Source organism: Sunxiuqinia rutila (assembly GCF_050589705.1).
In the GTDB taxonomy this organism is placed as follows: Bacteria; Bacteroidota; Bacteroidia; order Bacteroidales; family Prolixibacteraceae; genus Sunxiuqinia; species Sunxiuqinia rutila.
In genome coordinates this window covers 48,428-72,732 of record NZ_JBNGOT010000018.1, presented here as the reverse complement: position 1 = coordinate 72,732, position 24,305 = coordinate 48,428, and the positions used below count along the sequence as shown (strand labels likewise).

Sequence of the window (24,305 nt, the reverse complement as noted above, 5' to 3'; positions counted from 1 at the left end):
CATATTTTATCTATCTTAGATTCTGCGATTGTAAAAAGAAAAAGGTTTAACGTAAACAAATTCAGGCTTTTATGAAGAATGAGCTATCATTAACCGAGCAACTCCAAAAGTATTTTGGTTTTGATCGGTTTAAGGGTCAGCAGGAAGAGGTCATCAAAAGTGTTCTTGATGGGAAGGATTCTTTTGTGCTGATGCCTACGGGGGGAGGAAAGTCATTGTGCTATCAGTTGCCTGCGTTAATAATGGAAGGGACTGCTATTGTTATATCACCACTGATAGCACTAATGAAGAATCAGGTTGATTCAATCCGAAGTTTTGGTACGGACGATGGAATTGCCCACTTTTTAAATTCTTCATTAACCAAAGTGGCTATTCAAAATGTGAAAGATGATGTGCTTGCCGGAAAGACAAAACTGTTGTATGTCGCTCCGGAGTCATTGACCAAACAGGACAATATTGATTTTTTAGCCAAAGTCAATATCTCTTTTTATGCCATTGATGAAGCACACTGTATCTCTGAGTGGGGTCACGACTTTAGGCCCGAGTATCGACGAATTCGCCCCATTGTCCTGGACATCGGGGCGGCTCCAATTATGGCGTTGACGGCTACCGCCACGGCCAAAGTACAACATGACATCCAGAAAAACCTGGGCATGCTGGATGCGCGCGTGTTCAAGGCCTCCTTTAACAGGCCAAATCTTTACTACGCGGTCAAGCCCAAAATCAAACCGGAAACTCAAATCATTCGGTTTATCAAGGAAAATGAAGGAAAGTCGGGCATCATCTATTGCCTAAGCCGCAAACGAGTGGAAGAACTGGCCGAAGCGCTGCAGGTTAACGGCATCAAAGCCCTGGCCTACCACGCTGGCATGGACTCCGCTACCCGTTCCGGGAATCAGGATAAATTTCTGATGGAAGAAGTGGATGTCATTGTTGCAACCATCGCTTTTGGGATGGGTATTGACAAGCCAGATGTTCGGTTTGTTATGCATTATGATATTCCCAAGAGCCTGGAAGGCTATTACCAGGAAACCGGACGAGCCGGACGCGATGGCGGCGAAGGACAGTGCATTGCCTTTTATTCGTATAAGGATATTCAGAAACTTGAAAAGTTCATGCAGGGCAAGCCAGTGGCCGAACAGGAAATTGGTCGCCAACTGCTGCTCGATACAGCTTCCTATGCTGAAACAGCCATTTGCCGGCGAATTATGCTGCTAAACTATTTCGGCGAAAACCTGGAAGAGCCTTGCGGCAATTGCGACAACTGCCTGAACCCAAAAGAGCAGGTGGAAGCCAGCGATGAAGTGGTTCGTGCCCTGAGAGTAATTGACGAGGTGCATGAGAAATACAAAGCCGATCACATTTCAGACATCCTGACCGGACGAATGTCCGCAGCTGTCAAATCATTCAAGCACGATCAACTAAAAACATTTGGCTCGGGCGACGACCACAGCGACCGTTTCTGGAATGCCGTTTTTCGCCAGAGCATGATTGCCGGCTTAATCAACAAGGATATCGAGAATTATGGCTTGCTGAAGATTAATGAAAAGGGACGCCAGTTTATGGAGAAACCCGAATCGTTCATGCTTGTACGCAACCACAACTACGATGAACTGGAAGAAGAAGCATCTGCATCGGGTTCGGGACCATCAGGAGGCTCCGGTGGCGATCCGGCCTTGTTTGCCATGCTGAAAGATTTGCGGAAAAAGGTGGCAAAAAAACACAAGCTTCCTCCTTTCGTAATTTTCCAGGATCCGTCGTTGGCTGATATGTCCATCCAGTATCCGATTACCTTGGAAGAAATGAAATTCATTCAGGGAGTGGGCGAAGGAAAAGCCCGGCGCTACGGTAAAGAATTTGTCGCCATGATCAAGAGCTATGTCGAGGACAATGAAATAGAGCGCCCTCAAGACATGGTGGTAAAAATGGTCGCCAATAAGTCAAAAATGAAAGTTTACATCATCCAAAGCATTGACCGCAAACTTTCGCTGGATGACATTGCCGAATCCAAAGGACTTGAGTTGAAAGACTTGATAACCGAACTGGAAGCCATTGTCAATTCAGGAACGAAAATCAACATTGACTATTATATCAACGATGTAATGGATGAAGACCATCAGGAAGAAGTGTTTGACTATTTCCGCGAAGCCGAGGAAGACTCCATCGAGGCAGCCATTGAAGAGCTGGGCGAAGATGAATACACCGAGGAAGACATTCGTCTGATGCGCATTAAGTTTATGTCAGAAATGGGGAACTAACTCCGTTCAACTAGCGATATAAAAAAACCGGCTGATTCTTCATGAATCAGCCGGTTTTTTATGTATTCAATTTAGTATCTGCCGGCAAACCTACTTCAGGTTGGCAATTTGCTCCTGCAGAACTTTTATCTTGGCCTCAGCATCGGCTTGTTTGGCTTTTTCTTTGGCCACAACCGCTTCAGGCGCTCCACTAACAAAGCGCTCATTGCTGAGTTTTTTCATCACCGAATTTAAAAAGCCCTGGGTATATTTCAGTTCTTCTTCCAGTTTCTTCAATTCTTCTTCGGCATCAATCAAATCACCCAAATCAATAAAATAGCTGGATGAATACACCCGGAATGAAGCAGCGCCTTTCACTTCTTCGTTAACCAGATTGATGGCCGATAAGTTTGCCATTTTGGCAATCACCGAATCATACTGCTGGTTATAACCTTTATCGCCCGACTGAATCTTCAGCTCCAGCTGATCTTTCATCGGCAGGTTATTGTTGTTCCGAATATTCCGAATTCCGGCAATGGCTTCTTTTACCGATTCAAAATCGTTCAGCACGCTGGCATCCACCACTCCGGCTTCCGGCCATTGGCTGATCATGATGCTTTCGCCGTCCTGACGTTCGCGGAGCAACTGCCAGATTTCTTCTGAAATAAAAGGCATAAACGGATGCAGTATCCGCAGCACTTTATCCAATGCTTCCAACACCTCTTCATAAGTCTTTTGATCAATCGGTTGTTGGTAAGCCGGCTTCACCACTTCAAGCAACCACGATGAGAAATCATCGCGAATGGTAGTATAAACCGTCATCAAGGCATCCGAAATCCGAAACTTTTCAAAGTGATCATTAATTATTGCAATCTGTTCGTTCAATTTATGGTTGAACCAGTCGAGGGCTAAGCGCGAATGCTCGGGCTGTTTCAAAAAGCCGGCAACCTCCCATCCTTTAATCAAGCGGAAAGAGTTCCAGATTTTAGCCGTGAAGTTACGTCCCTGCTCCGTCAGCGCCTCATCAAACAGCAAGTCGTTTCCTGCAGGCGAACACAGCAGCATGCCCACCCGGACACCATCGGCACCATATTGCTTAATCAGGTCAAGCGGGTCAGGTGAATTCCCAAGCGACTTGCTCATTTTCCGACGCAGCTTATCGCGTACAATTCCCGTAAAGTAAACGTTCTTGAACGGTTTATCCTGACGGTATTCGTAGCCGGCAATAATCATTCGGGCCACCCAGAAAAAGATAATTTCCGGCGCGGTTACCAAATCATCAGTCGGATAATAATATTGAATATCCTTATTGTTCGGATCGTTGATACCATCAAACACCGAGATCGGCCACAACCAGGAAGAAGCCCAAGTGTCAAGCACGTCTTCATCCTGAGTCAGGTCAGCCATTGTCAGCTGAGCGTTGCCTGTTTTTTCCTTGGCTGCCTCCAGCGCTTTTTCAACCGTTTCGGCTACCACAAAGCTGCCATCAGCCAGGTAATACACGGGTATTTGATGCCCCCACCACAATTGACGACTGATACACCAGTCCTTCACATTGCCCATCCAGTGGCGGTAAAGGTTTTTAAATTTCTTAGGGTGAAATTCCACATCGTCAGACTCCACCGCTTCCAAAGCAGGCTTGGCCAGTTTTTCCATCGCCAAAAACCATTGGGCCGACAGTTTGGGCTCAATCACAACATCGGTACGTTCCGAATAACCAACCTTGTTTTTATAGTCTTCCTCTTTAACCAGATTGCCGGCGTCTTCCAGCATGGGGATGATTTGCTTACGCGCATCAAAACGGTCAACCCCCACCAGCAGCTGTGCTTTTTCGCTCAGTGTGCCATCATCGTTAAAGGTATCGATGGTTTCCAGGTTGTGACGCATCCCAATTTCGTAGTCATTGATATCATGCGCCGGGGTAATTTTCAAACAACCTGTTCCAAATTCCATGTCCACGTAGTCGTCCATAATCACAGGAACACTGCGATTAACAAGCGGCACCAATACGCGTTTGCCTTTCAAGTGCTTAAAACGCTCATCTTCCGGGTTCACACACACAGCGGTGTCTCCAAGAATTGTTTCCGGACGCGTGGTGGCAATGGTCACATAGTCGTCTTCGCCTTCAATCTGGTAACGGACATAGTACAATTTCGACTGCTCTTCCTTGTAGATTACCTCTTCATCGGACACAGCGGTTTTAGCCTGAGGATCCCAGTTAACCATACGTACGCCGCGGTAAACCAACCCTTTGTTGTATAGGTCGACAAAAACCTTAATTACCGATTCGGAACGCGCCTCATCCATGGTAAAGCAGGTACGCTCCCAGTCGCAGGAAGCACCCAGCTTTTTCAGCTGCTCCAGGATGATTCCACCATGCTTATCCGTCCAATCCCAGGCATGTTTCAGAAATTCCTCTCGCGTCAAGTCTTTCTTAGCAATTCCTTCGCCTTTCAGTTTAGCCACAACTTTGGCTTCCGTTGCAATGGAAGCGTGGTCTGTTCCGGGCACCCAGCAGGCATTTTTTCCGAGCATACGCGCCCGGCGCACCAGAATATCCTGAATCGTATTGTTTAGCATGTGCCCCATATGCAGCACTCCCGTCACATTTGGTGGGGGAACTACAATGGTGTAAGGCTCACGCTCATCGGGTTCGGAGTGAAAGTAGTTCTGTTTCAACCAATACTGGTACCACTTATCCTCTACTTCAACAGGATTATACTTGCTTGGAATTTCCATTAGTTATGTGATTTTTAACGTATTCTGAATTAAGGCACAAAAATATAAAAATTCCGCTATCGCTCGTTGGTTTTCCAATGGTTTATCTACATGACAACCGGAAGCTTAAAAGATACGGGGATTTGTGCGCTGGATTATTCGCCGGACAGCTTACCTATTTTCCTCTAAGCTGCCTGCTGAAGTTTGTCGGTTTATGGCCACGTCTTTCCTCAATTTTAGTCCTTCAAAAAGAGCCTTTTTCCTGGATGAATGAATTTTAAACTTTTGATTCGAATCAAAAAATGATTGCGTCAATTGAATCAGTTCCGACTACACTTGAAGACAAAAGTCCAGAATTGCACTAAAACTGGTAGCTCAGCCCTGTTGACACTCCAATGGTGTAGGGTTTGAAATCAACATCAGGATTGCTATTCAACGAACCTAAGAAATACCTTAACTGGGGCTCAAGGTGCAAACTAATTTTGTTCGAAATTCCGTAGCCCACTCCTAGCCCAATAGTGGTGCTGTAATTCAAACGGTTCATATCCCGGGTTTCGCCGATACGTTCATTTCCGAACTGGCTGTTGGCGTAAGCGTTGTTCCCCACAAGTACGCTGGTACTGAAACCACCAAGTACCTGTAGATCAAAAGTAGCGTCGATCAACTGGTAACGTAAAAGAAAAGGGATCTCGATGTATTCAAAGTTTTGTTCAAACTCGGTCTCGGTCAGTAAAATTCCATCACTGGCTGCAAACGACTCAAAACCATTACTCAGCTTGGCGTTGGTTGGCAGGCGATCGATAGAGATAACTCCAGCAGCTGTGTTCATCAGCATCTCACCCGCTCTGACAGCAACGGTTGTATTGAAATAAGCGGGGTCCCCTTTCGCCGATTCTCCGCTAACCACATCGTTAGAAATGCCTGCGGGTTGAAAAACCTGATTGGAAGATGTTTGCTCCAGCTTGCTGTAGTAAACACCACTCTGAATACTCCAGCGTTTCTTTGTTTTGTACTCAACGGCAAGTCCTCCTCCCATCTGGAAATGATCTTTTGAATTGGCAACAGTCATACTGCGGGAATAATTCTGGCTCTGTGAACTTTGATTAACAGCCATTCCCGGTGTCAGCATCGCACCCAGCGCCCAGCCTTGCTCGTCGCCAGCCTCTTGATTCATCGCAAGCATCCGGGCATTCTCCTGCATCCGGTACTGATCCAGCAGGTTCAGTTCTGATGCGTTTTCCCGCTGCTTTTTGTTCATCTCCACCAAGGCAGTCTGCCGGTCAAATGAATCGTCCAATTCCAGTTTAAGCAAATCCAACAAGCGCAATGGGCTAGCACCTTCAGTGGACCGGATTAAAGCTTCTGTTGCCGGAGCATCCTCTTGGGCAAACAAAGCAGTCCCTGAAACAAACGCTGGAGTAGCCGTGGCATTCAACTCGTTTCTCTTTGCACCTCCCGCTTGCTGGGCTGCCGGCACATTCGACTTAGCGACTTCCTGCGCATAAACTATTTCATCCGGTTTCTGCGGAATGGCAATCCCTGTCTCAGTTTTGGTTTCTCCTTCGGAGTCTCCGGGAACTGTGCTCATTTCCTGTTCACTAACCGGAACCTGCCGGTCTGATAAAACCGGAGCTAATTCCCCATCACGATGCTGCATTTGCCAACCCAAGAAAAAAGCCAGCAAAACGGCAGCTGCAATCCCCGTTCCTTTTAGGTAACGAAATAGTACACGACGTTTGTCCCCCACCTGCTGTTCCTGAATTCGATTCCAAACATAAGCCGGTGGCTCTTGTTCAAAATGCTCCAACTTCGAACGGAACAGTTCATCTATTTGATTATTATTCTTTGTCATGCAGAATAATTATTTTCTATTTCACCAAAATACTTCACAACCTTCTCCTTTAAGATCCCCCGCGCACGCGCCAGGTTCGACTTTGAGGTCCCTACCGAAATATTCATTTCATCGGCAATTTCCTTGTGGTTCATCCCATCAAACGCATAAAGGTTAAACACCATACGGTAGCGCGGTGGCAACTCCTGAATTAGCTTCATCAGATCCTGAGCCGACAGCTCTGAGATCACCTGGTCACTTAATTCCGGACCATCATACACGCCCATATCTTCCACTGGGTGCATTAAATTGTTTTTACGATAACGCTCCAAGGCAGTATTTACCATGATTCGTCGCACCCATCCCTCAAACGAGCCTTCATGCCGAAAAGAACCAATTTTTTCAAAGACCTTCAAAAAACCTTCCTGCAAGTTATCTTCCGCTTCCGTGTCATCTTTCGAATAGCGAAGACAAACCCCATACATCTTGGGTGCCATATACCGGTAAAGCTCGGCCTGCGCTTTTGCTTTTCCTGCAGCACTATCAATAATGAGTTGCTTCAGATCTTTCAAAATCGTTTCAATTGGTTTAAGATCAAAATTAGCAGAATCCTTGCACAAATAGCAATTCATTCTTTGGTTTGTTCTATAAGTACACCTAAAAAACAGGCATGATGGGTGATTTCACTTAGCAGATGCAAGTAGGCCTCTAAAGGTTGCGTTAGCCTATTCATTTTTCAGTTTCTCTGTTTTTTGACGCAACCATTACACTGATTTACCAATCAAGATTACATGAACGACATCTTTGTACAAAATCATTGAGTCATGAAAACTCTTAGTCTATTTTTAAGCATTGCTCTTCTCGGCTTGTCCCCACAGTCTTGCACCAACACGCCTGTTGATGACAGCGCTGTAAACACCATCGAGCTTGATATAAAATCACAACAACTTATTGAGGGAGATAACGCCTTTGGACTGGAGCTTTTCAAAGCTGTCAATGCCAGCCTGGAGGAAGATAAAAACCTGATGCTTTCACCGCTCAGCACTTCGCTGGCTTTAGCCATGACCTACAACGGGGCTGAGGGGAATACCAAATCACAGATGGAAGAGACTCTGCACAAAGCCGGTTTCTCGTCTCAGGAAATCAATAACGCGTATCAACAATTGGTTGCAGCCCTAAAAAGCCACGACTCCAAAGTTGACCTTTCGATTGCCAACGCCATTTATCATCGCGATGACTTCCAGGTAAACTCCAACTTCATTTCAACCAATCAAGAGTATTACCAAGCCGAAGTAGAAGCACTAAATTTCAATGCGCCAGAAGCCAGCAAAAAACAGGTTAATGAGTGGGTAAACGACCAAACCCGCAATAAGATTGAAAAAATTATCGACTCCGTTTCGCCCAACGATGTTATGTATTTGCTCAACGCCATTTACTTTAACGGGGAATGGACATACCGCTTCGACAAAGACCAAACAGAAAACCGGACATTCTACACCGAAGGTGGCAACGAGCTGCAAGTACCAAGCATGATGCTGGAAGAAGTGCCACTGAATTACGCCAGCACTGAGCAGTTTGAACTGCTGGAGCTTCCTTATGGCAAAGAGAAATACAGCATGCTGATCTTTCTTCCGAATAAGAACCATTCAACCAATGAGGTGATTGCCGGGCTTGGTTCTGCCGGGTTAAATGAGTTGCTTGGGAACCTGCATCAACGAAACCTGAAGGTATACTTTCCGAAGTTTGAATTCGCCTTTGAAACAAGCTTGCAGGATGCCCTCAATACACTGGGAATGACCGATGCTTTTTCGCCGATGCTTGCTGATTTTTCAGGCATCTCAAACCGATCAGACCTGTTTCTTTCTGAGGTAAAGCACAAAAGCTACATCAAGGTAGATGAGAAAGGAACAGAAGCAGCCGCCGTAACAAGCGTAACCGTTGGTGTTACTTCAATCGGGGCAGAGCCGGTTTTCAATGTCAACCGTCCTTTTGTTTTCGCCATTCGCGAAAAAGATACCAACACCTTGTTGTTTTTAGGAAAAGTGAATAATCCGTTGCGCCATGAATAAAGTCAAACTACTCCTGCTACTTTTCCCCTTTCTGTTTGCAGCCTCCTGCACCGAAGAGGAAGTGCCGGACAATCCAGAAGATTTTACCATTTATTTTCAGTTTGACCATGTGAACCACGCCTGGGGCTATCAGCACAGGGGCTTCATCATCGATCAGCAGGGAACCCTATACGACTATAATCAACCGGAAAACTGGATTTGGCCGGAAAACGACCTAATTAAGATTGAAGATTTTGAAAGCAACCTGTTGCAAGCTACAGCTCGGGACACACTCCTGAATGAAAATACGCTTCAAAAAATGGAGCAACTGGCTTTAAAAGCCCGCCAAGGAAGACTTAGCGAAGGGAAATCGGTGATGGCCGATGCCGGCGCGGAAATTTACGCCATCTACCTGGCTAAAAAGGATAGTCCGATACTAACCCGATACCTGCTGCAGCAACGTGGCGACTGGTACCAAAAAAACACGAGCCCCGCTTCGGATATCCTCACCGAATGGCTGATTGAAGTGCGGGGCGAATCCGGATTCCCGGAGGAACATTTTAATTAATCAAACAACACCTAGTTTTCACAATCGTTCTTAATTAATCCAAAAAAAACGGGCAACACACTCACGATGTTGCCCGTTTCAAATTTTGTCAGCTTCTTAGAACATCGGATCCCATGGTGGTAGCATTTCTGCCCTTTCACCGTAGACATCCAGGACTTTCTGACTTACATATTTTTTATGCACGACAATGCGGAACATGTATTCGTCAAACCACTGATCGGTAAAAGTCAGATACCCCTTTTCGCCCGACTGCGCGCCCCAGCTGTTTTCAAACTGCCACTTCAGCGGCTGTTCATCGTTGTCCACCTCAACTGCAATCAAAGCCATTCCGTGGCTCGAACCACTTTCACGACTCTGAATCCGCTCTGTTTTTGACATCTGGAAAGGCACATTGTAAACCGCTTCGTAGTTGAAGTTATCCACATCCAGAATGCCGTAGTCGCGCCGTAGCTGTTTGCCTACATCGCACGAGGCATACATGGCTTCATTATTTTTAATCGATTCAATGCAAAATGCCTTAATCGCCTCGTTGGGGAGATTGACATAATGCCAGTTTTCACCCTCTTCCACATTGCGGTAATTCTCAATTTCATAATGCTTCCAGAAAGGTCGTGTGGGATCATTCATTAACATCACATAATCATTCAGCTGAATATCGCCCAACACCGCTTTCATGAATGATTGTGGCGTATAGTTTTGGGCTGCAACCAACTTCCCTTCTTTGTCCTTGTATCTGAATTCGAACTCAACAGGAGGTTCGCCCAGGTTCAAGGCCAGCATGCGGTAAATGACAGCCATCATGTCAACCTTGGCATTTTCAATGGCCTTGTCACTTTTTCCCGACGCTTTCATTTCACGCAGCGCCAAAGCTTGCTCACGCAGTTTGCGGTTCACCAACTTGGTCATCCAGCTGGTGTTTTCGCTGGAATACGTTTCTTCCATGGCTTCGCGCGGCACCATACCATATTTATTGGCCAGGTTTACAAAATTGATCCATTGTCCTCCATCATCCACCGGCGACCGGAAGTACCAACGTACTTTCTGATCATCAATGGCTAAATCAGCCGTAGCAACAATATTATTCAGAAATAAGTTGGCCTTTTCAAACAAGTCCCAGAAATAAAGGTAGTTTTCAGAAAACTCAAGCGATTGGGTATTGAATTTCTCACTCGCCATGGGACGAAAAATATTCAATGAAGTGAACAGCCAGCAACGCCCCGATTTCTTTTGATTGGTAATTCCCGACACCTCAACACGGTAAGTAAAATAATGATCCGTTGTTCCCTCATTTTCCCGGCTCCAGGCCAAGTCAGTTATCGGATTGGAGGAAAGTGCATTTTGCATGCCCACCGTATAATTATCTTTCACAAAACCTGACCGGATTTTATCCAGGTCCTTTTGATCAATCGACTGGCTAACGCTCCACAATGGCAACATCAGACCAAGAATAAAGGTCCATTTCTTCATAGGATTGAAATCTATATTTAAGTTGATAAGCACCAAAAATAGCCATTATTCAAGCCAAAAAAAAGAGACACCTTTTTCCGGTGCCTCTTCTCTTATTTTTGAATTGGTCGAATATGCCTATTTAAAAAGACTGTATTGCAAGCCTATGGCAATGGCAATGTTTTCCTTGTCATAGGTTTCTGTATAAGTTGGAAACGCCTTATCCTCATCTGTGTAAGTCGTATAAAGCACTCCGGCATCCAGAGTCAGTTGCTTGGTGGCTTTCCACTGAAGGCCTGCCGCAAATGAATTGGACGAATTGCTGTAACTGAAATCACTTTGGTACTGCTCGCTAACACCAGTGGTTGACTGCATGGCTCCGGCACTCAAAGCAAAACGATCTGAAAAATCGTACTGCACCCCAAGCGATACTTCCCACAGGTTATCTTCAATCACGCGTTCATCGCCTGACATTGTTCTCCCCCAGTTAACGCCTTTGTCAAAATAATTATTGAAAGACACAGAGCTTGATAACTTCGAAGTCAACTTGTAGTCCAGACCCACCATAAGGATGGCAGGAATATCCGTACGCGTTTCTGCTTTGTCCGGGAATAAGCCCGTATCGTCCACTTTGGTTTCATTGGTCAGCTTCAATACCGTTTGGAATTCATATTTCGCGCCAATATTCAATCGGTCATTAGGCGAAATGTTTACCCCAAAAATTGGCGTAAAGCCAGTTCCTTTTTGTTTGGTATCCAACTCCTGATCCAGCAAATTTGAATTATTCAGCTGAGCTAACTGCCCTTCTGTTGCTTCTAAAACACCAACAGCCTCACCATAGGTACTGGCATCAGAACCCAGCATCCCTAAAACCTGAAGTAATTGTGGATCTTCAATAGCAGCATCCCCATCAAGAGCACCAACCCCAATTGCCGTTTTTAGATTATTTTGCGTGGTATTCAGTGTACCAATCAAACCATCAAGCACTGGCTTTACCATACCTTGATATTGTGAAGCGGGCATGGCACCGGCTGCCGTTATAGCCTGAATGTTGGCAATCGTTCCCGAATAGGTATTCACCGACGGCAAAACCCGAACACCTCCATATACCGACACCATTTCATTCACTTTCGTACTCATTCCAAGCTGAAATCCCCAGAAAACGGATTGGCCTTCGAAAGCAATGTCGCTATCATACCCCGTCACTCCTGGAATCTGACCACCACTGGCAGCAGAAAAAACATCAGCCAACATTCCGTAGCCTGTAGCCATCTGCGCAATTCTTCCTTCAAACGAAGGAATTCCTTCATCAAAAACAACCGAGCCTCCCCCGGCATTTGGACCAAAGCCCAGCGAAAAAGCCAGCTTGTCTTTTTTATACACCGCAAATGCACTTGGAAAAACCGGCACTTCCAACTCACCAATAAATTCCTGGTTATTCAAAGGTGCCGTGGTGGTAATGGTTCGGGTTTGGTAGAGGGTTTGACTATGAAAACCAAAATGAAAGCCATTCTGCATTTCCATCACTCCAGCTGGATTGAAATATACTGCATCCAGATCAGTAGAAGCATTTCTGGAGAGCATTCGAATGTATTGCGCACTCTGATTAGCATTGGTCAGCAAGCCCCCAGCAAACACCGATTGCATGCCTAAAAGACATGCAACAAATAGTAAAGTTGTACTTTTCATCCAAATTAAAGATTAGTTGTAACTGGCAAAAATAAAATTTTTTATTTCTCCGAAAAGCTTTTATGCTGTATATCAGCTAATTAAAGAACTTTAGACGAAAAAAGTCCTTTGGTCTAAAAGTTAGAATACAGCTAAACTCAAGCAATAACCCCTTCTATTTAAATCGTATCCATACGTTCTTTATTAAAGAAAAAGAGGTGCTCCTGTATAGTGGAGCACCTCTTCATTGTCAAACATTACAATATCTCAAAAACACATATTTAAAAGTTAGGACCACCTGTATCCCACCACAAACGTGTACTGATTGCATCCGGGCCACCCAGTTTTTGAGTAGCATCAGCAATACCTTCCACATTTCCGGTTCTTTCAGCTTCAACAAATGGCATCCGTTTGATCCATTCTCCCTCAGGAATAATTCCCCAGTCAGAACTGCTGTCATTTTTATACACCGTTGGAATTTTAGGATAGCCGGTTCTTCGAAAATCAGCCCAAGGCTCATTGGGATTAAAGAATCCTGCAATCCACTTTTGTGTAATAATTTTCTCCAGCTTCAGCTCATCAGAATCGGCTTCATTCCACTTTACAGTAACGGTAGACCGAGAAATAAAATCATTAACATCACCTGTTGCTTTAGGATCATTGTAGTTGATTGGCTTACTGGTATCATCAGCCAGGTACTCGTCAACACCAGCGGCTCCCCAGTTTGCGAAAGACGCTCGAACACCATTTTCATAGTTTTCCTGGGCATCTCCGGCACCTTCCCAACCTCTCAAACTCGCTTCAGCCAAATCAAAATAAACTTCAGCCGCTTCCAGGTAATTTCGCTTCGTAATTGTTTTAAAGCTCTCATTAATCATTGAGAAAGAAGTACGATCATCTTTGGCAACCAACTCAGCTCCATTACGGATACCTTTATACGGATATTCAGGATGATCCGGATATAACGATTCGTCCGTTGCGGGTTGGAAATATTTAGCAATACGGTTGTCTTTCAAGCCTACCAAGAATGATTCCATCGCTGCAGACATTCTGGTATCATTCCACTCGAAACAAATAATGGCCAAATACAATTTACCGCCATACAGCGAAATCGTAAAATTATCCTCATTGCTTAAAATCAAACCCGCAGGATCACTAATTGCTTTTTCGCCTTCAGCTTTTGCCAGCACAGGATCGGCTTTAGAAATACGAATAGCCAAACGTAAACGCAAGGAGTTTACCAGCTTCATCCACTTGAGGACATCTCCATTGTAACTGGCATCAAACTTTTTCATCCCCACATAATCCTCATTCGCCCGGAACACTTCCTGAATCTTATCCAATTCGCTAAAGAATGTGTCATATAGCTCAGGCTCGCTATCGTAGTAAACCGTTGATTCAGATGAACCATAATTGGAGTAAATCACAGGACCATGATAAGTTGTCAAGCGTGATACACCAAGGATACGAACTAAGCGTGCCCATTGTGCAAACACCTCGTAACCATCCTCTTCAGCAATTTCAATCACTTGTTTTGATGGAGCCATCAAGTTATTATAGATCCGGTTCCAGTAGGTATTCCAACGAATGTAGTACGTCGTGTTGTTGACGTTACTCACAAACGGAGTTGGTGTTGCCATGTAATCAGCAAAAGACTCAGCAACCAGGTTTTCTTCAATCTGGTGTCCAAAAATATTCCCCAACATAGAAGAAAAATAAGCCCCAACATGGTTGAAATCCTGTTTCAGCGACTCCCCGCTAATCTCATAAGGATTGGTGTTCGCTTCTTCAAATTGATCGGTGCAAGCTCCCAAAGCAAGAGCAAGCATCATGGTAAAAAATATCTTTTTCATAGTCGCGAATTATTAAAATGTAATTTTTAGATTAAAACCATACGTTCTCGTAGAAGGCAAGTTAAAGTTATCCAGCGATTGAGAGTTTAATCCGGTATTCATTGCCAGTTCTGGATCATAAGGAGCATCTTTATAAATAAAGAACAAGTTTTGACCAACTAAAGAGAAAGAAGCTGCTTTGAAAGGCCAGCTAAGTTTTGTCATATCAAAGTCATAAGTTAAAGCCAACTGGCTTAACCGAATGTTGGTACGATCATACACATAGGCCTCCAAAATACCGTTGCGGTCACCCACTGTTGTATAGTAAGTCTTGGCATCAATCTCAGTTACAGGAGTGGTCCCCTGAATCGCATCGATGGCAACAACACCACCGTTGTCACGAGCATCACCAGTACGCTTGCTCACACCATATCCATCCAGCATCGATTCTGTTTGGCTAACAACTTTCCCACCAATTTTTGCATTAATCAGGAAGCTTAACGAAAGGTTTTTGTAGCTCATGCTGTTATTCCAGCCTAAACTCCAATCTGGCTCCAGGTTGCCCAAATACTCGCGCTCAGTTGTTTTTTGAGGTTTGCCTGTTTTTTCATCCAGAATGATTTGTCCTTGTTCGTTTCGTTGAAACTTATACCCATACAAATCATAGAAAGAACCTCCGGCCAACAGATAAGTTGAATACCCCTCAGAACTTCCCAAGTCAATCCTTTTATCTTCAAATTCAGGAACCAGTTCTTCCACTTCACTGTTGTTTTTGCTGTAGTTGAAAGTTGAATTCCAGGTGAAGTTTCTGGTTTTTACAGGAATGGTATTAACCGTTAACTCCACCCCTTTATTCACAATTTTACCCGCATTGATAAAATAAGTGGTGTACCCTGAGCCAGATGGAGCAGGAAGAGGTATGAATTGATCTTTACTATCTACATGATAGTAAGTGAAATCAAAACCAAATCGGCCATTAAAGAATCTCCAGTCAGCACCTAATTCCATACTGGTCTGCATTTCAGGTTTCAAGGTTCTAAATGGTAGTTGCGTGTTCCGGTCAACACCTCCACCACTATTAATGGTATGCTGAGGATGAATTCGGTTAAAAGGAACCTCGTTGGCAACCGTTGTGCTGGAAGCACGAACCTTAGCAAAGCTAATAAAATCAGGTAATGTTACCATCTCGCTGATGATACCGGTAAGCCCCACTGCCGGATAGAAATAGGAATCGTTTCCGGTTCCTGCCAAGGTCGAAGCCCAGTCATTTCTTCCGGACAAGTCCAGAAACAACATTTCTTTGAAACCTAACTGGAAGTTACCAAAAACACCCTCTTTAATCACTTTCCCGCTGTAAGTTGAGCGTACCTGAACATTGAAAGGCAAGTTTTGGAAGAAAAATTCATTGGGGTAAAGCAGATCGTTGGTTCCGTTATCAACAGCAACTCCGTCTCCCAAAACGGTTTCCTGGTAACTGGCACCTAAGGTTGCATCCAAATTAAATGCACCGAAGTCATTTTGATAAGTAAAGATTCCATCGGTATAAACCGACTTGTCTTCATACTTTTGGTACTGCCATCTGCCGTTTGCAGACACGTTGGTTGGATTCGATCCTGCCGCATGCTTTTGTTCGTAGGACTTCACCGCGTAATCAATGTTTCCACGAGCCTGGAACTTCAATTTATCGGTAATAAAATATTCAATTGTTGCACTCGAGATCAAACGCTTAGCCAAGTCTTTTTTAGGTTCCTTGTTAATTACCCAATAAGGATTCGACTGAAAGTGATCTTCGACAAACCAGTTTTGCAAATACATATTCCGGTCTGCATTAAACACCTCGTAATTGTCCTTATACGATTGGAAATCCTTGTCGCGTGGGAAAAGATACAAACCAGTTAGCGGGTTTAGGTAATACCCAGCAGTGTTACGGTTGCTTGTTTTTTCAGCAATCAACATCACATTGGAACTAATCCGAACTTTGTCATTAAACAAATTTGTCGATTGCTTGAACATGACATTGTGTTTGGAGTAATCATTATTCGGAACAATACCTGATGAGGCTGTATTTCCATATGAGAAATAAACCGAAGTTTTATTATTTCCTCCATTGATTGACAAGTTGTTCACCAGGTTATATCCTGTTTGGAAAAAGTCGTCCACATAGTTGCTGTCATAATTCCCTTTTGTATACGACCAACTTTCTTTCGCACCAGATTCACTTCCATAATCAAATTGCAACTCAGGAGCCGCCAAAATGCTTTCGAAAACAGAACTAGAACTAAACGTAACATCCACGCGTCCTTCTTTGGCTTTTTTAGTGGTAATGATTACTACCCCGTTTGCTCCCTGACTACCATAAAGTACCGCCGCATTGGAACCTTTCAGAATATTGATGCTTTCAATATCTTCCGGGTTAATCTGAGACAAACCATCACCTTGGTCTGTTCCTCCCCACATACCTGGTTGTCCACCTTTGTGGTTAACCATGGGAATACCATCAATAACGTAGAGCGGTTCTGTCAACCCACTCACCGAACGGCTCCCCCTCAACACGGTACGGGTAGAACCACCGGCTCCGGAACTACTCTTTCTGATTTCAAGACCTGCCGTCTTTCCACTCAGGCTGTTCATGAAGTTAATATCGCGTGACTTTAGCAACTCTTCACCTGAAACCTGTTGAGAAGCATAAGTCAGTGTTTTTTTGTCACGCTGAATACCCAAAGCTGTTACAACCACTTCATCGACATCAAAAGCATCGCTTTCCATCGTTACATTAACCTCAGTACGATTGCCAACAACTTCTTCAACCGTAACTAAGCCAACAAATGAAAATACAAGCGTATCGTTAGCTACGGGAATATCGAGCGCAAACTCACCATTGTAATTGGTAATTTGCCCAACGGTAGTGCCTTTTACCAATACGGACACGCCTGGGATGGGTTCTCCGTCATTATCAGTCACAACACCTTTTACTGTTTTTTTCTCCTGTTCCGTTTGGAACATACCCGAATTAGGAGAAGCTGCCTTAACACTGGCTGTTCCCAGCAAGCTAAAGCATCCTAATACATACAGCGTCAGCACGAAAATTCTCTGAATTTTAAATTTTCGGCTCCGAACTGTCCTCAAAGGAACAGAGGGTTCACTTTGCTTCATTTTTTTCATAAATTTGAAGTTTTGGGTTAATAATGTTTGCACGATGTTATTTACTCTTGCCGGGCGGTGTTACAGCACTTTCCGGCTTTTTTATATTCTTGATATCATAATTTGCTCATTATTCGTCTCCACTTTAATCGCCATAAACTCAGCAATAACCTCCAATACCTGATCCACCGAACTTCTAAGGTCTAAATACCCGGAGAAAGTTTCATTTCCCAAGTCTCGTTCTTTAATTTGAATATCGGCATTATAGTACCGGGCTACTTTTCTTAGAATATCTTTCAATGGCTGATGTTCAACAAACAAAAAACCTTCGCGCCACGAGGTATAGCTCTTGGTGTTGACCTGCTTTTGTTCCATAAGCTTGTTTTGTGAATCATAAACAGCCAATGTTCCGGGTTCAATCACCGTTTGTGATTTTCCCCAAAATTCATCTCCATCAAATTCCAACTCAACAGAGCCACTTTCCAACACCGTTTGTGTCGTCTGTTCGTCTGTATAAGCTGTCAGGTTAAAAACAGTCCCCAAAACCTTTACTTCCAGATTTTGTGTAATCACATGAAATGGCTGAGCTGGATTGTGACTCACCTCAAAAACAGCTTCGCCTTCCAAATAAACCTCTCTTTTCGCCGTTTCGAACCGGGCTGGATAAACCAAACGCGAACCGGAATTCAGCCAAACCCGGCTGCTGTCAGACAAAAGCAACATGGTGCGTTTTCCATAAGGAACAACCACGGTGTTAAAAGCCATTTTTTTGTCTGTTAACTGCTGGTCGACCGCCTGTACGGCATCAATCTTAACCTGATCACCAGCTTGGGTATATTCTATTTTTGACTCTTCCGTATCGATAACAATCTCTTGTTCTCCGGAAAGGAACAAACGGGTTGAAGCGCTCTTTTCAACAGGAGCTATATTTTTAACATAGACCCTAAAATCAGACATTTGCAAGATTTGAAGTGTAGCCGCAAAACCGACAATAAGCAAGATCGATGCAGCAATTCCTAACTTTCCCCACCGTCTTTGCTTCTGATACTTATAAATACTTTGATTGATTTGACTTCCGAGTAGTCTCTTCTCTTCTTCGGGTAAGTCGTTTCGAAATTTTGAAAGACTGCTCAAAAGAGATTCCGCATCGTTAAATTCATCTGTCGGAAAAATATCAGCACCCGACAAATAAGCAGGGCCGGCTTTTCTTCTTTCTGCATCGCCTTCCTTTGCAATCAATTTCTCTCTATCCTGTTTCTTCCTACTCATAAAGCTGCCATTACTTTTGTCGTGGTGCTAATTCAAAAACCATAAGAACAGTTTTTGAAAAATATAGACGATCAGAAGAAACTTTTTTTCACTTCTTCCATCATTCCAATCCCAACTCACTGTAAATAAGGCAATATGAAAATTATTATTTTTTCAGAAAAAGGTACCACCACCCAAAATCCAGTGAGCTACCAGTTGGGTAAAATTCGATTCAGTTAAAAAGTAAATTTTACGGCAGCCCCAATCGTCCGGGTAATGGGTAAGCTAAAATTATCCAAAGCCTGATCCGTATTTTTTGTATTCATAGTAACCTCCGGATCAAACGGAGCATCTTTATACAGAAAGAACAGGTTTTGTCCTGTCAGGGAAAAGGCTACTTTTTTAAGACGGGAATGAGTTAAGTCAAACGCATAGGAAAGATTCACCTGGCTGAGTCGGATATTGGTCCGATTGTAAGTATAAGCTTCTTTAATTCCATTGCGATCACCAATGTAAGTGTAATACTTTTGGGGGTCCATTCGTGTTATCACACTTCCATCATAAGCAACAGCATCAATGGCAACACCTCCATTATCGCGGGCGTCAGCAGTTCGCTTGCTAACCCCGTATCCGTCAAGCATGGCCTCCGTTTGGCTGATTACCTTTCCTCCAAACTTCCCGGAAAACAGAAAACTAAAGGAAAGATTCTTATAGCTAACAGTATTATTCCAGCCCAAACTCCAATCCGGATTTGAGTTCCCGATGTACTCTTTACGACCCGATTTCGTGATGTTCCCATTTTTATCAAGCATGATGCGTCCTTGCTCGTCGCGTTGAAACTTGTAAACATACAAATCACCAAACGAGCCACCTTCCTGGATAATCAGCTGGTAACCTTCATTGTCTGACAAACTGATGGGGTTTTTCAGGTTAGGATGCAGAGCCACAATCCGATTCCGGTTATGCGAATAGTTCAGGCGCGACAACCATCCTACATTCTTTCTTTTGATTATTTCGCTATTCAACGACATTTCCAGCCCGGAGTTAACAACCTCCCCGGCATTCACAAAATACTCGGTATAGCCTGAACCATAAGGAGCCGGCAAGGCTATAAACTGATCCCGGCTATTGATGTTGTAATAGGTCAGGTCAATTCCGAACCGACCACCCAAAAACCGCCAATCACCTCCAAACTCGAAACTTCGAATCATCTCTGGTTTTAAGTTGGTAAAGGGCTTGGTCGTATTGATTTCAATCCCAATCGGAGAAATGGTATTGTTCGGGCTTACCGAGTTGAAAGGAACTTCATTGGCCACCATGGCATACGATGACCTCAGTTTGGCATAGCTTATAACCTCAGGCAAGGTCACAAGCTCATTCACCAATACGGCAATGCCGGCTGACGGATAAAAATAAGAGTCATTCCCCGTCCCATACAAACTTGAAGCCCAATCATTACGCCCCAGCAGCTCCACAAATATTTTTTCTTTATACGACAATTGCAAGGTTCCAAAAACAGCCTCCTTGATCAAACTACTTTGCAGTATTGAATTGACCATCACATTATCAGCAATGTTTTGATAAAAGAACTCATTCGGATATTTTAACCCATCAAGCCCGGTATTGACACTCGTCCCCAGACCGTACTTCTGCTGTTGATAGCTCCCCCCAAACATAGCGTCAAGCCTGAACTTACCTACTTCAGTATGGTATGAAAGAATTGCATCAACATAGACTAATTCATCCGAAAATTTCTCATACTCCCATGATCCATTCGGATGCACATTGGTCCCATTTGAACCAGCTTTGTTCTTTTGTTCGTGCGAGCGTATCGCGAAATCATAGCTTCCGCGGGTCTGAAGCGCTAAGCTTGGACTAAATTGAAAATCAAGCGCGGCATTCACTATTCCACGCCGAACCTGATCATCATTTCTCTGGTTATGAATAATCCATTCGGGGTTCGATTGAAAATGGTCTTCCACAAACCAATTCTGTAAATACATATTTCTCACCGGATTAAAAACCTGGTAATTCTCCGCATAATCCTGGTAATTGAAATTGCGAGGAAAAAAATAGAGTCCGGTTAACGGGTTAAGATAGTAACCAGCAACATTTTTATTTTTCACAACTTCATTGGACAACATGACATTGGAACTGAAGTTCAGCAACCCTTCAAGCAATGAAGTCGATTGCTTTAAAGTCAGGTTAGTCCTGTTGTATTCGTTCTCCGGAATAATTCCGGTAATATTATTGTTCGAGAGCGAAAAATACACCACTGACTTGCCATTCCCACCACTTGCCGATACGGTATTGATCAGGTTTATTCCTGGCTTGAAAAAATCGCGTACAAAATTATCATCATAACTCCCAGGCGTGTAAGACCAACTTTCCTTGGCGCCTCCTGAGCTTCCATATTTGTATTGAAGTTCGGGCAATTCCAGAATACTTTCAACACCACAACTTGTGCTAAAGGTAACCTCCGACCGACCTTTCTGACCACTTCGGGTAGTTACCAAAACAACTCCATTAGCCCCCTGACTACCATACAGTGCAGCAGCATTGGCTCCTTTCAGAATACTGATACTTTCAATATCATCAACATTAAGCTGAGACAAGCCATCGCCTCCGTCTTTCCCTCCAAACATGCCCATTTGTCGACCTTTATTATTAGCCATCGGAATTCCATCAATAACAAAGAGTGGCTCACTGGTGGTACTCAGGGATTTATTTCCCCGAAGAATAACTTTGGTAGACCCTCCGGCTCCGGCAGCACTCTTGGTTATCTCAATGCCTGATATTTTTCCTGAAAGCAAACTTACGTAGTTGTATTCCTGGCTTTTGGTTAATTCCTCGCCACTGATGGTCTGCATGGCATAAGTCAGCGATTTTTCAGCACGTCTGATCCCCAGTGCAGATACGATCACTTCGTTCACACCAAACACTTCCGAACTAAGCGTAACGTTAAGTTCATCGCGCTCGCCTAAAGGAACTTCTTTTGTTTGCATGCCGATGTAATGAAAAACCAGGTGTTCACAATCCTCCGGTATTTCAAACGAATAATTGCCGTCATCATCGGTGGTAGTGCCGAAGTATTTTCCCTTTACAATAATGGAGACTCCGGGAATAGGAATTCCATCCTCATCGGAAACAGTTCCAAAAATTGTTCTTTGTCCTGTTCCAACCCGGATTTTCATAAAGATATTTCCCTCATCTCCGGATTCATGTCTGGGAATAATAATGATTTGGCGGTCAAAGATTTTATACTTCAAATCGGTACCCGATAAAACCTGGTTCAGAATATAATCGATCGATTGGTTTTCAGCGTTAACCGAGACCTTGGCATCAAGATCAACCTGATCATCCTTATAAAAGAAAATGTAGTCGCTCTGCTCTTGAATAAGCTCAAACACATCTCCCATGGAAGTCTTTTTCAAACGAATAGACATCTTCTGATCTTGAGCTTTCCCAACTGTACACAAACAGATAAAAATGAATAAAATAATATATTTTATAAACCTCATGTATTCATCACCCGAAAAAATTCCCATTCATATTTTAAAGTTCCCAGACCAAGGCTATTTCAGGTTTTTCTCCTGCTACCATTTCTGTTTTCGCTTGATTACAATCTGGTCATGGTCTTTTTCAATGTCAATATTAATGACTTCCGAGATTATTTCAAGTATTTGACTGGCATTATTTCGTAAGTCCAACATACCCGAGAAAGTTTCCGAAGCCAACTGCTCATCTTCAACATGAATAGTAACATTGTAATACCTCGCTATTTTTTTCACAATATAGCCCAAGGTCTTTTTCTCCAGAAACACATAACCATCCTTCCACGACGTATAATTGCGGGTGTTCACCTGCGTCTGTGTCATCGTTCCTGCTTCGGGCAGGTAAGTTGCTTTTGTTCCCGGAGTAATAATGTCTTTTTCATAACCAATCAGCCTTGTTCCTTTGTATTTTAGCTCCACCTTTCCACGCTCCAGGACTGTATTAACATTCTCATCATCCGGATAAGCACTAACAGCAAACATGGTTCCTAAAACCCGAACGTCTAAATCATCAGTATAAACGTAGAAAGGCTGATCTGCTCGGTGAGTGATATCGAAAATTGCTGCTCCCTCAAGATAAACCTCTCGTTTATCATCATCAAAGCGAGATGGGTAAATCAATTTTGAGCCTGAATTCACCCAAACAATACTGCCGTCTGAAAGGGTAATCTTTGTTCGCTTTCCAAAAGGGACAAGCAATGTGTGAAGATTCTTTTCGCCTTCAATAAGCGTTGTAGTCTGTTGTTCAATAGAATTGACCTGAATGGAATTATCTGCCGGGGAATATTGAATACTCGCTTCTGTTGCAGAGATTTCTAAATCATTCCCTTCCTCTAGAATAAGTCTTGTTTGACCCAATTGGGGCTCAACGGAGAAATTTGAAGCAAACCGTAAAAACTGGGAGCGACTGGTGTCCAATAGCGTAACTGCAAAAAAGACCATTAACAAAACAGCAGCAACCGAAGCAAGTTGAATAATCCGTTGCTTCCTGTTGAATTGGTGAATAGAGGTATTCAATCGGGTCTGAAGCATTTCCTGCTCCGTCTCATCCAACTCCTTTTTTTGTCTTTTTAGCGCCTGCTGAATATTCTTTGCCAATGACAATTCTGCCTCATCAATTCCCGGCATAGGTCGAAGCCCATCTGCTTGATTCAGCAACCTGTCATCAGTCAATATATCTTCTGCTCGCTTATTATAGGTGTTGTTGGTCATCTTAGGTTTAGTCCATTATATATCGTTGGATGAATAGCTTCGCATTAAATAAAACAAAACCGTTACTTGCTTGCCTTTTAAATCTTCCCGCAAGGTTTTCACAGAACGGTACACCAACGTGCGAACTGATTCGAGCGAAATATCCATAATACTGGCAACCTCAGGATAAGACAGTTCCACGATAAAACGTAAGTTCAATGCTTCCTGCTGTCGTTCGGGTAATTTCTGAATGGCTTTAAGCAGCCTTTGAATATCCTCTTGCAAAGGATCCTCCTCACTTCCAGCAGAATTACCCTCATTTCTCTCCAGCGATTCAGCGGTATATATTAATTGCAGCCGGCCTTTTTGTTTTGAGCACACTTTTCTCTTCAAGGACTTAAACAAGTAATTCCTAATACTATTTGTCTCTGAAAGATTTTTCCGATACTTAAAAAGCTCAAAAAATAAATCATGTATGCAGTCCTTCACATACTCTTTATCGCTGGAGTAAATCATTCCAAACGAAAAAAGTATTCCGGCATACCGTTCATACAATTCATTAAATGCAGAAGTATCCCCTTTCTTCAACTTTTCCCACAAAAGATAATCACCATTGATCTCCTTACACATATGTAGTCCCTATAATCTACACCTCAAAAGTATCATTTTTATTAGACACCATACCAATTGGATCATGATTTATACAACAAGGAAATCATTGGGGAAAAGACTTATAGGTCTTAGTAAAGATTCTAACCTGACAGAATGGGACCTCTAAAATCCGGAAAGCGATCAAACTGTCATTGCAGAACCTTAATTACAG

General features: G+C 43.4%; 14 protein-coding genes. 3 read left to right on the top strand and 11 right to left on the bottom strand.

The genetic code is table 11. The annotated features are described in order from the left end of the window. The first annotated feature begins 71 nt into the window (after positions 1 to 71). Positions 72 to 2,258, top strand: a complete 2,187-nt coding sequence (gene recQ, locus ACRD6K_RS17830) for a DNA helicase RecQ (protein WP_430974374.1) — start codon at positions 72 to 74, stop codon at positions 2,256 to 2,258. 90 nt (positions 2,259 to 2,348) lie between these two features. Here recQ and ACRD6K_RS17825 read toward each other — a convergent pair whose 3' ends face one another. The 3 genes from ACRD6K_RS17825 to ACRD6K_RS17815 form a co-directional block, all read right to left on the bottom strand. Then, complete coding sequence (locus ACRD6K_RS17825; RefSeq protein WP_430974373.1) at positions 2,349 to 4,976, bottom strand: valine--tRNA ligase; 2,628 nt, start codon at positions 4,974 to 4,976, stop codon at positions 2,349 to 2,351. Between the two features lie 340 nt (positions 4,977 to 5,316). Next, complete coding sequence (locus tag ACRD6K_RS17820; RefSeq protein ID WP_430974372.1) at positions 5,317 to 6,807, bottom strand: outer membrane beta-barrel protein; 1,491 nt, start codon at positions 6,805 to 6,807, stop codon at positions 5,317 to 5,319. Continuing rightward, entirely contained in the window at positions 6,804 to 7,418 is a 615-nt protein-coding gene (locus ACRD6K_RS17815) for an RNA polymerase sigma factor (protein WP_299582712.1), read from the bottom strand. Before ACRD6K_RS17815 ends, ACRD6K_RS17820 begins: the two co-directional genes overlap by 4 nt. Positions 7,419 to 7,610: 192 nt before the next feature. Here ACRD6K_RS17815 and ACRD6K_RS17810 point away from each other — a divergent pair, with 192 nt between their 5' ends. Then, positions 7,611 to 8,855: a serpin family protein gene (locus tag ACRD6K_RS17810; protein ID WP_430974371.1), complete on the top strand. Its 1,245-nt coding sequence runs from the start codon at positions 7,611 to 7,613 to the stop codon at positions 8,853 to 8,855. Continuing rightward, positions 8,848 to 9,402, top strand: a complete 555-nt coding sequence (locus ACRD6K_RS17805) for a hypothetical protein (protein WP_430974370.1) — start codon at positions 8,848 to 8,850, stop codon at positions 9,400 to 9,402. The genes ACRD6K_RS17810 and ACRD6K_RS17805 overlap by 8 nt, the downstream gene beginning before the upstream one ends. Positions 9,403 to 9,498: 96 nt before the next feature. On the opposite strand, the gene ACRD6K_RS17800 is transcribed toward ACRD6K_RS17805, so the two are convergent. From ACRD6K_RS17800 to ACRD6K_RS17765, 8 genes are all read right to left on the bottom strand, one after another. Beyond that, positions 9,499 to 10,869 (bottom strand): C1 family peptidase, encoded by a 1,371-nt coding sequence (locus tag ACRD6K_RS17800; protein WP_430974369.1) that lies wholly within the window; start codon positions 10,867 to 10,869, stop codon positions 9,499 to 9,501. A gap of 117 nt (positions 10,870 to 10,986) precedes the next feature. Continuing rightward, on the bottom strand, positions 10,987 to 12,537 hold the full coding sequence (locus tag ACRD6K_RS17795) for an OmpP1/FadL family transporter (protein WP_430974368.1): 1,551 nt from the start codon (positions 12,535 to 12,537) through the stop codon (positions 10,987 to 10,989). Between the two features lie 260 nt (positions 12,538 to 12,797). Further along, the gene (locus tag ACRD6K_RS17790; protein WP_430974367.1) at positions 12,798 to 14,369 is read right to left on the bottom strand and encodes a SusD/RagB family nutrient-binding outer membrane lipoprotein; all 1,572 of its coding nucleotides are present in this window, start codon (positions 14,367 to 14,369) and stop codon (positions 12,798 to 12,800) included. A 12-nt stretch (positions 14,370 to 14,381) separates the two neighbouring features. Beyond that, positions 14,382 to 17,510: a SusC/RagA family TonB-linked outer membrane protein gene (locus ACRD6K_RS17785; protein WP_430974366.1), complete on the bottom strand. Its 3,129-nt coding sequence runs from the start codon at positions 17,508 to 17,510 to the stop codon at positions 14,382 to 14,384. A gap of 81 nt (positions 17,511 to 17,591) precedes the next feature. Further along, complete coding sequence (locus ACRD6K_RS17780) at positions 17,592 to 18,758, bottom strand: FecR family protein (protein ID WP_430974365.1); 1,167 nt, start codon at positions 18,756 to 18,758, stop codon at positions 17,592 to 17,594. Positions 18,759 to 18,973: 215 nt separating this feature from the next. Continuing rightward, the gene (locus tag ACRD6K_RS17775) at positions 18,974 to 22,285 is read right to left on the bottom strand and encodes a SusC/RagA family TonB-linked outer membrane protein (protein ID WP_430974364.1); all 3,312 of its coding nucleotides are present in this window, start codon (positions 22,283 to 22,285) and stop codon (positions 18,974 to 18,976) included. Between the two features lie 48 nt (positions 22,286 to 22,333). Beyond that, positions 22,334 to 23,503: a FecR family protein gene (locus ACRD6K_RS17770; RefSeq protein ID WP_430974363.1), complete on the bottom strand. Its 1,170-nt coding sequence runs from the start codon at positions 23,501 to 23,503 to the stop codon at positions 22,334 to 22,336. A gap of 15 nt (positions 23,504 to 23,518) precedes the next feature. Continuing rightward, on the bottom strand, positions 23,519 to 24,112 hold the full coding sequence (locus ACRD6K_RS17765) for an RNA polymerase sigma factor (protein ID WP_430974362.1): 594 nt from the start codon (positions 24,110 to 24,112) through the stop codon (positions 23,519 to 23,521). Positions 24,113 to 24,305: the final 193 nt, after the last annotated feature.

Excerpts from the sequence above, each read along its gene's own strand:
- recQ (WP_430974374.1), top strand. The coding sequence starts at position 72 with ATGAAGAATGAGCTATCATTAACCGAGCAACTCCAAAAGTATTTTGGT.
- ACRD6K_RS17825 (WP_430974373.1), bottom strand. The coding sequence starts at position 4,976 with ATGGAAATTCCAAGCAAGTATAATCCTGTTGAAGTAGAGGATAAGTGG.
- ACRD6K_RS17820 (WP_430974372.1), bottom strand. The coding sequence starts at position 6,807 with ATGACAAAGAATAATAATCAAATAGATGAACTGTTCCGTTCGAAGTTG.
- ACRD6K_RS17815 (WP_299582712.1), bottom strand. The coding sequence starts at position 7,418 with ATGAATTGCTATTTGTGCAAGGATTCTGCTAATTTTGATCTTAAACCA.
- ACRD6K_RS17810 (WP_430974371.1), top strand. The coding sequence starts at position 7,611 with ATGAAAACTCTTAGTCTATTTTTAAGCATTGCTCTTCTCGGCTTGTCC.
- ACRD6K_RS17805 (WP_430974370.1), top strand. The coding sequence starts at position 8,848 with ATGAATAAAGTCAAACTACTCCTGCTACTTTTCCCCTTTCTGTTTGCA.
- ACRD6K_RS17800 (WP_430974369.1), bottom strand. The coding sequence starts at position 10,869 with ATGAAGAAATGGACCTTTATTCTTGGTCTGATGTTGCCATTGTGGAGC.
- ACRD6K_RS17795 (WP_430974368.1), bottom strand. The coding sequence starts at position 12,537 with ATGAAAAGTACAACTTTACTATTTGTTGCATGTCTTTTAGGCATGCAA.
- ACRD6K_RS17790 (WP_430974367.1), bottom strand. The coding sequence starts at position 14,369 with ATGAAAAAGATATTTTTTACCATGATGCTTGCTCTTGCTTTGGGAGCT.
- ACRD6K_RS17785 (WP_430974366.1), bottom strand. The coding sequence starts at position 17,510 with ATGAAAAAAATGAAGCAAAGTGAACCCTCTGTTCCTTTGAGGACAGTT.
- ACRD6K_RS17780 (WP_430974365.1), bottom strand. The coding sequence starts at position 18,758 with ATGAGTAGGAAGAAACAGGATAGAGAGAAATTGATTGCAAAGGAAGGC.
- ACRD6K_RS17775 (WP_430974364.1), bottom strand. The coding sequence starts at position 22,285 with ATGGGAATTTTTTCGGGTGATGAATACATGAGGTTTATAAAATATATT.
- ACRD6K_RS17770 (WP_430974363.1), bottom strand. The coding sequence starts at position 23,503 with ATGACCAACAACACCTATAATAAGCGAGCAGAAGATATATTGACTGAT.
- ACRD6K_RS17765 (WP_430974362.1), bottom strand. The coding sequence starts at position 24,112 with ATGTGTAAGGAGATCAATGGTGATTATCTTTTGTGGGAAAAGTTGAAG.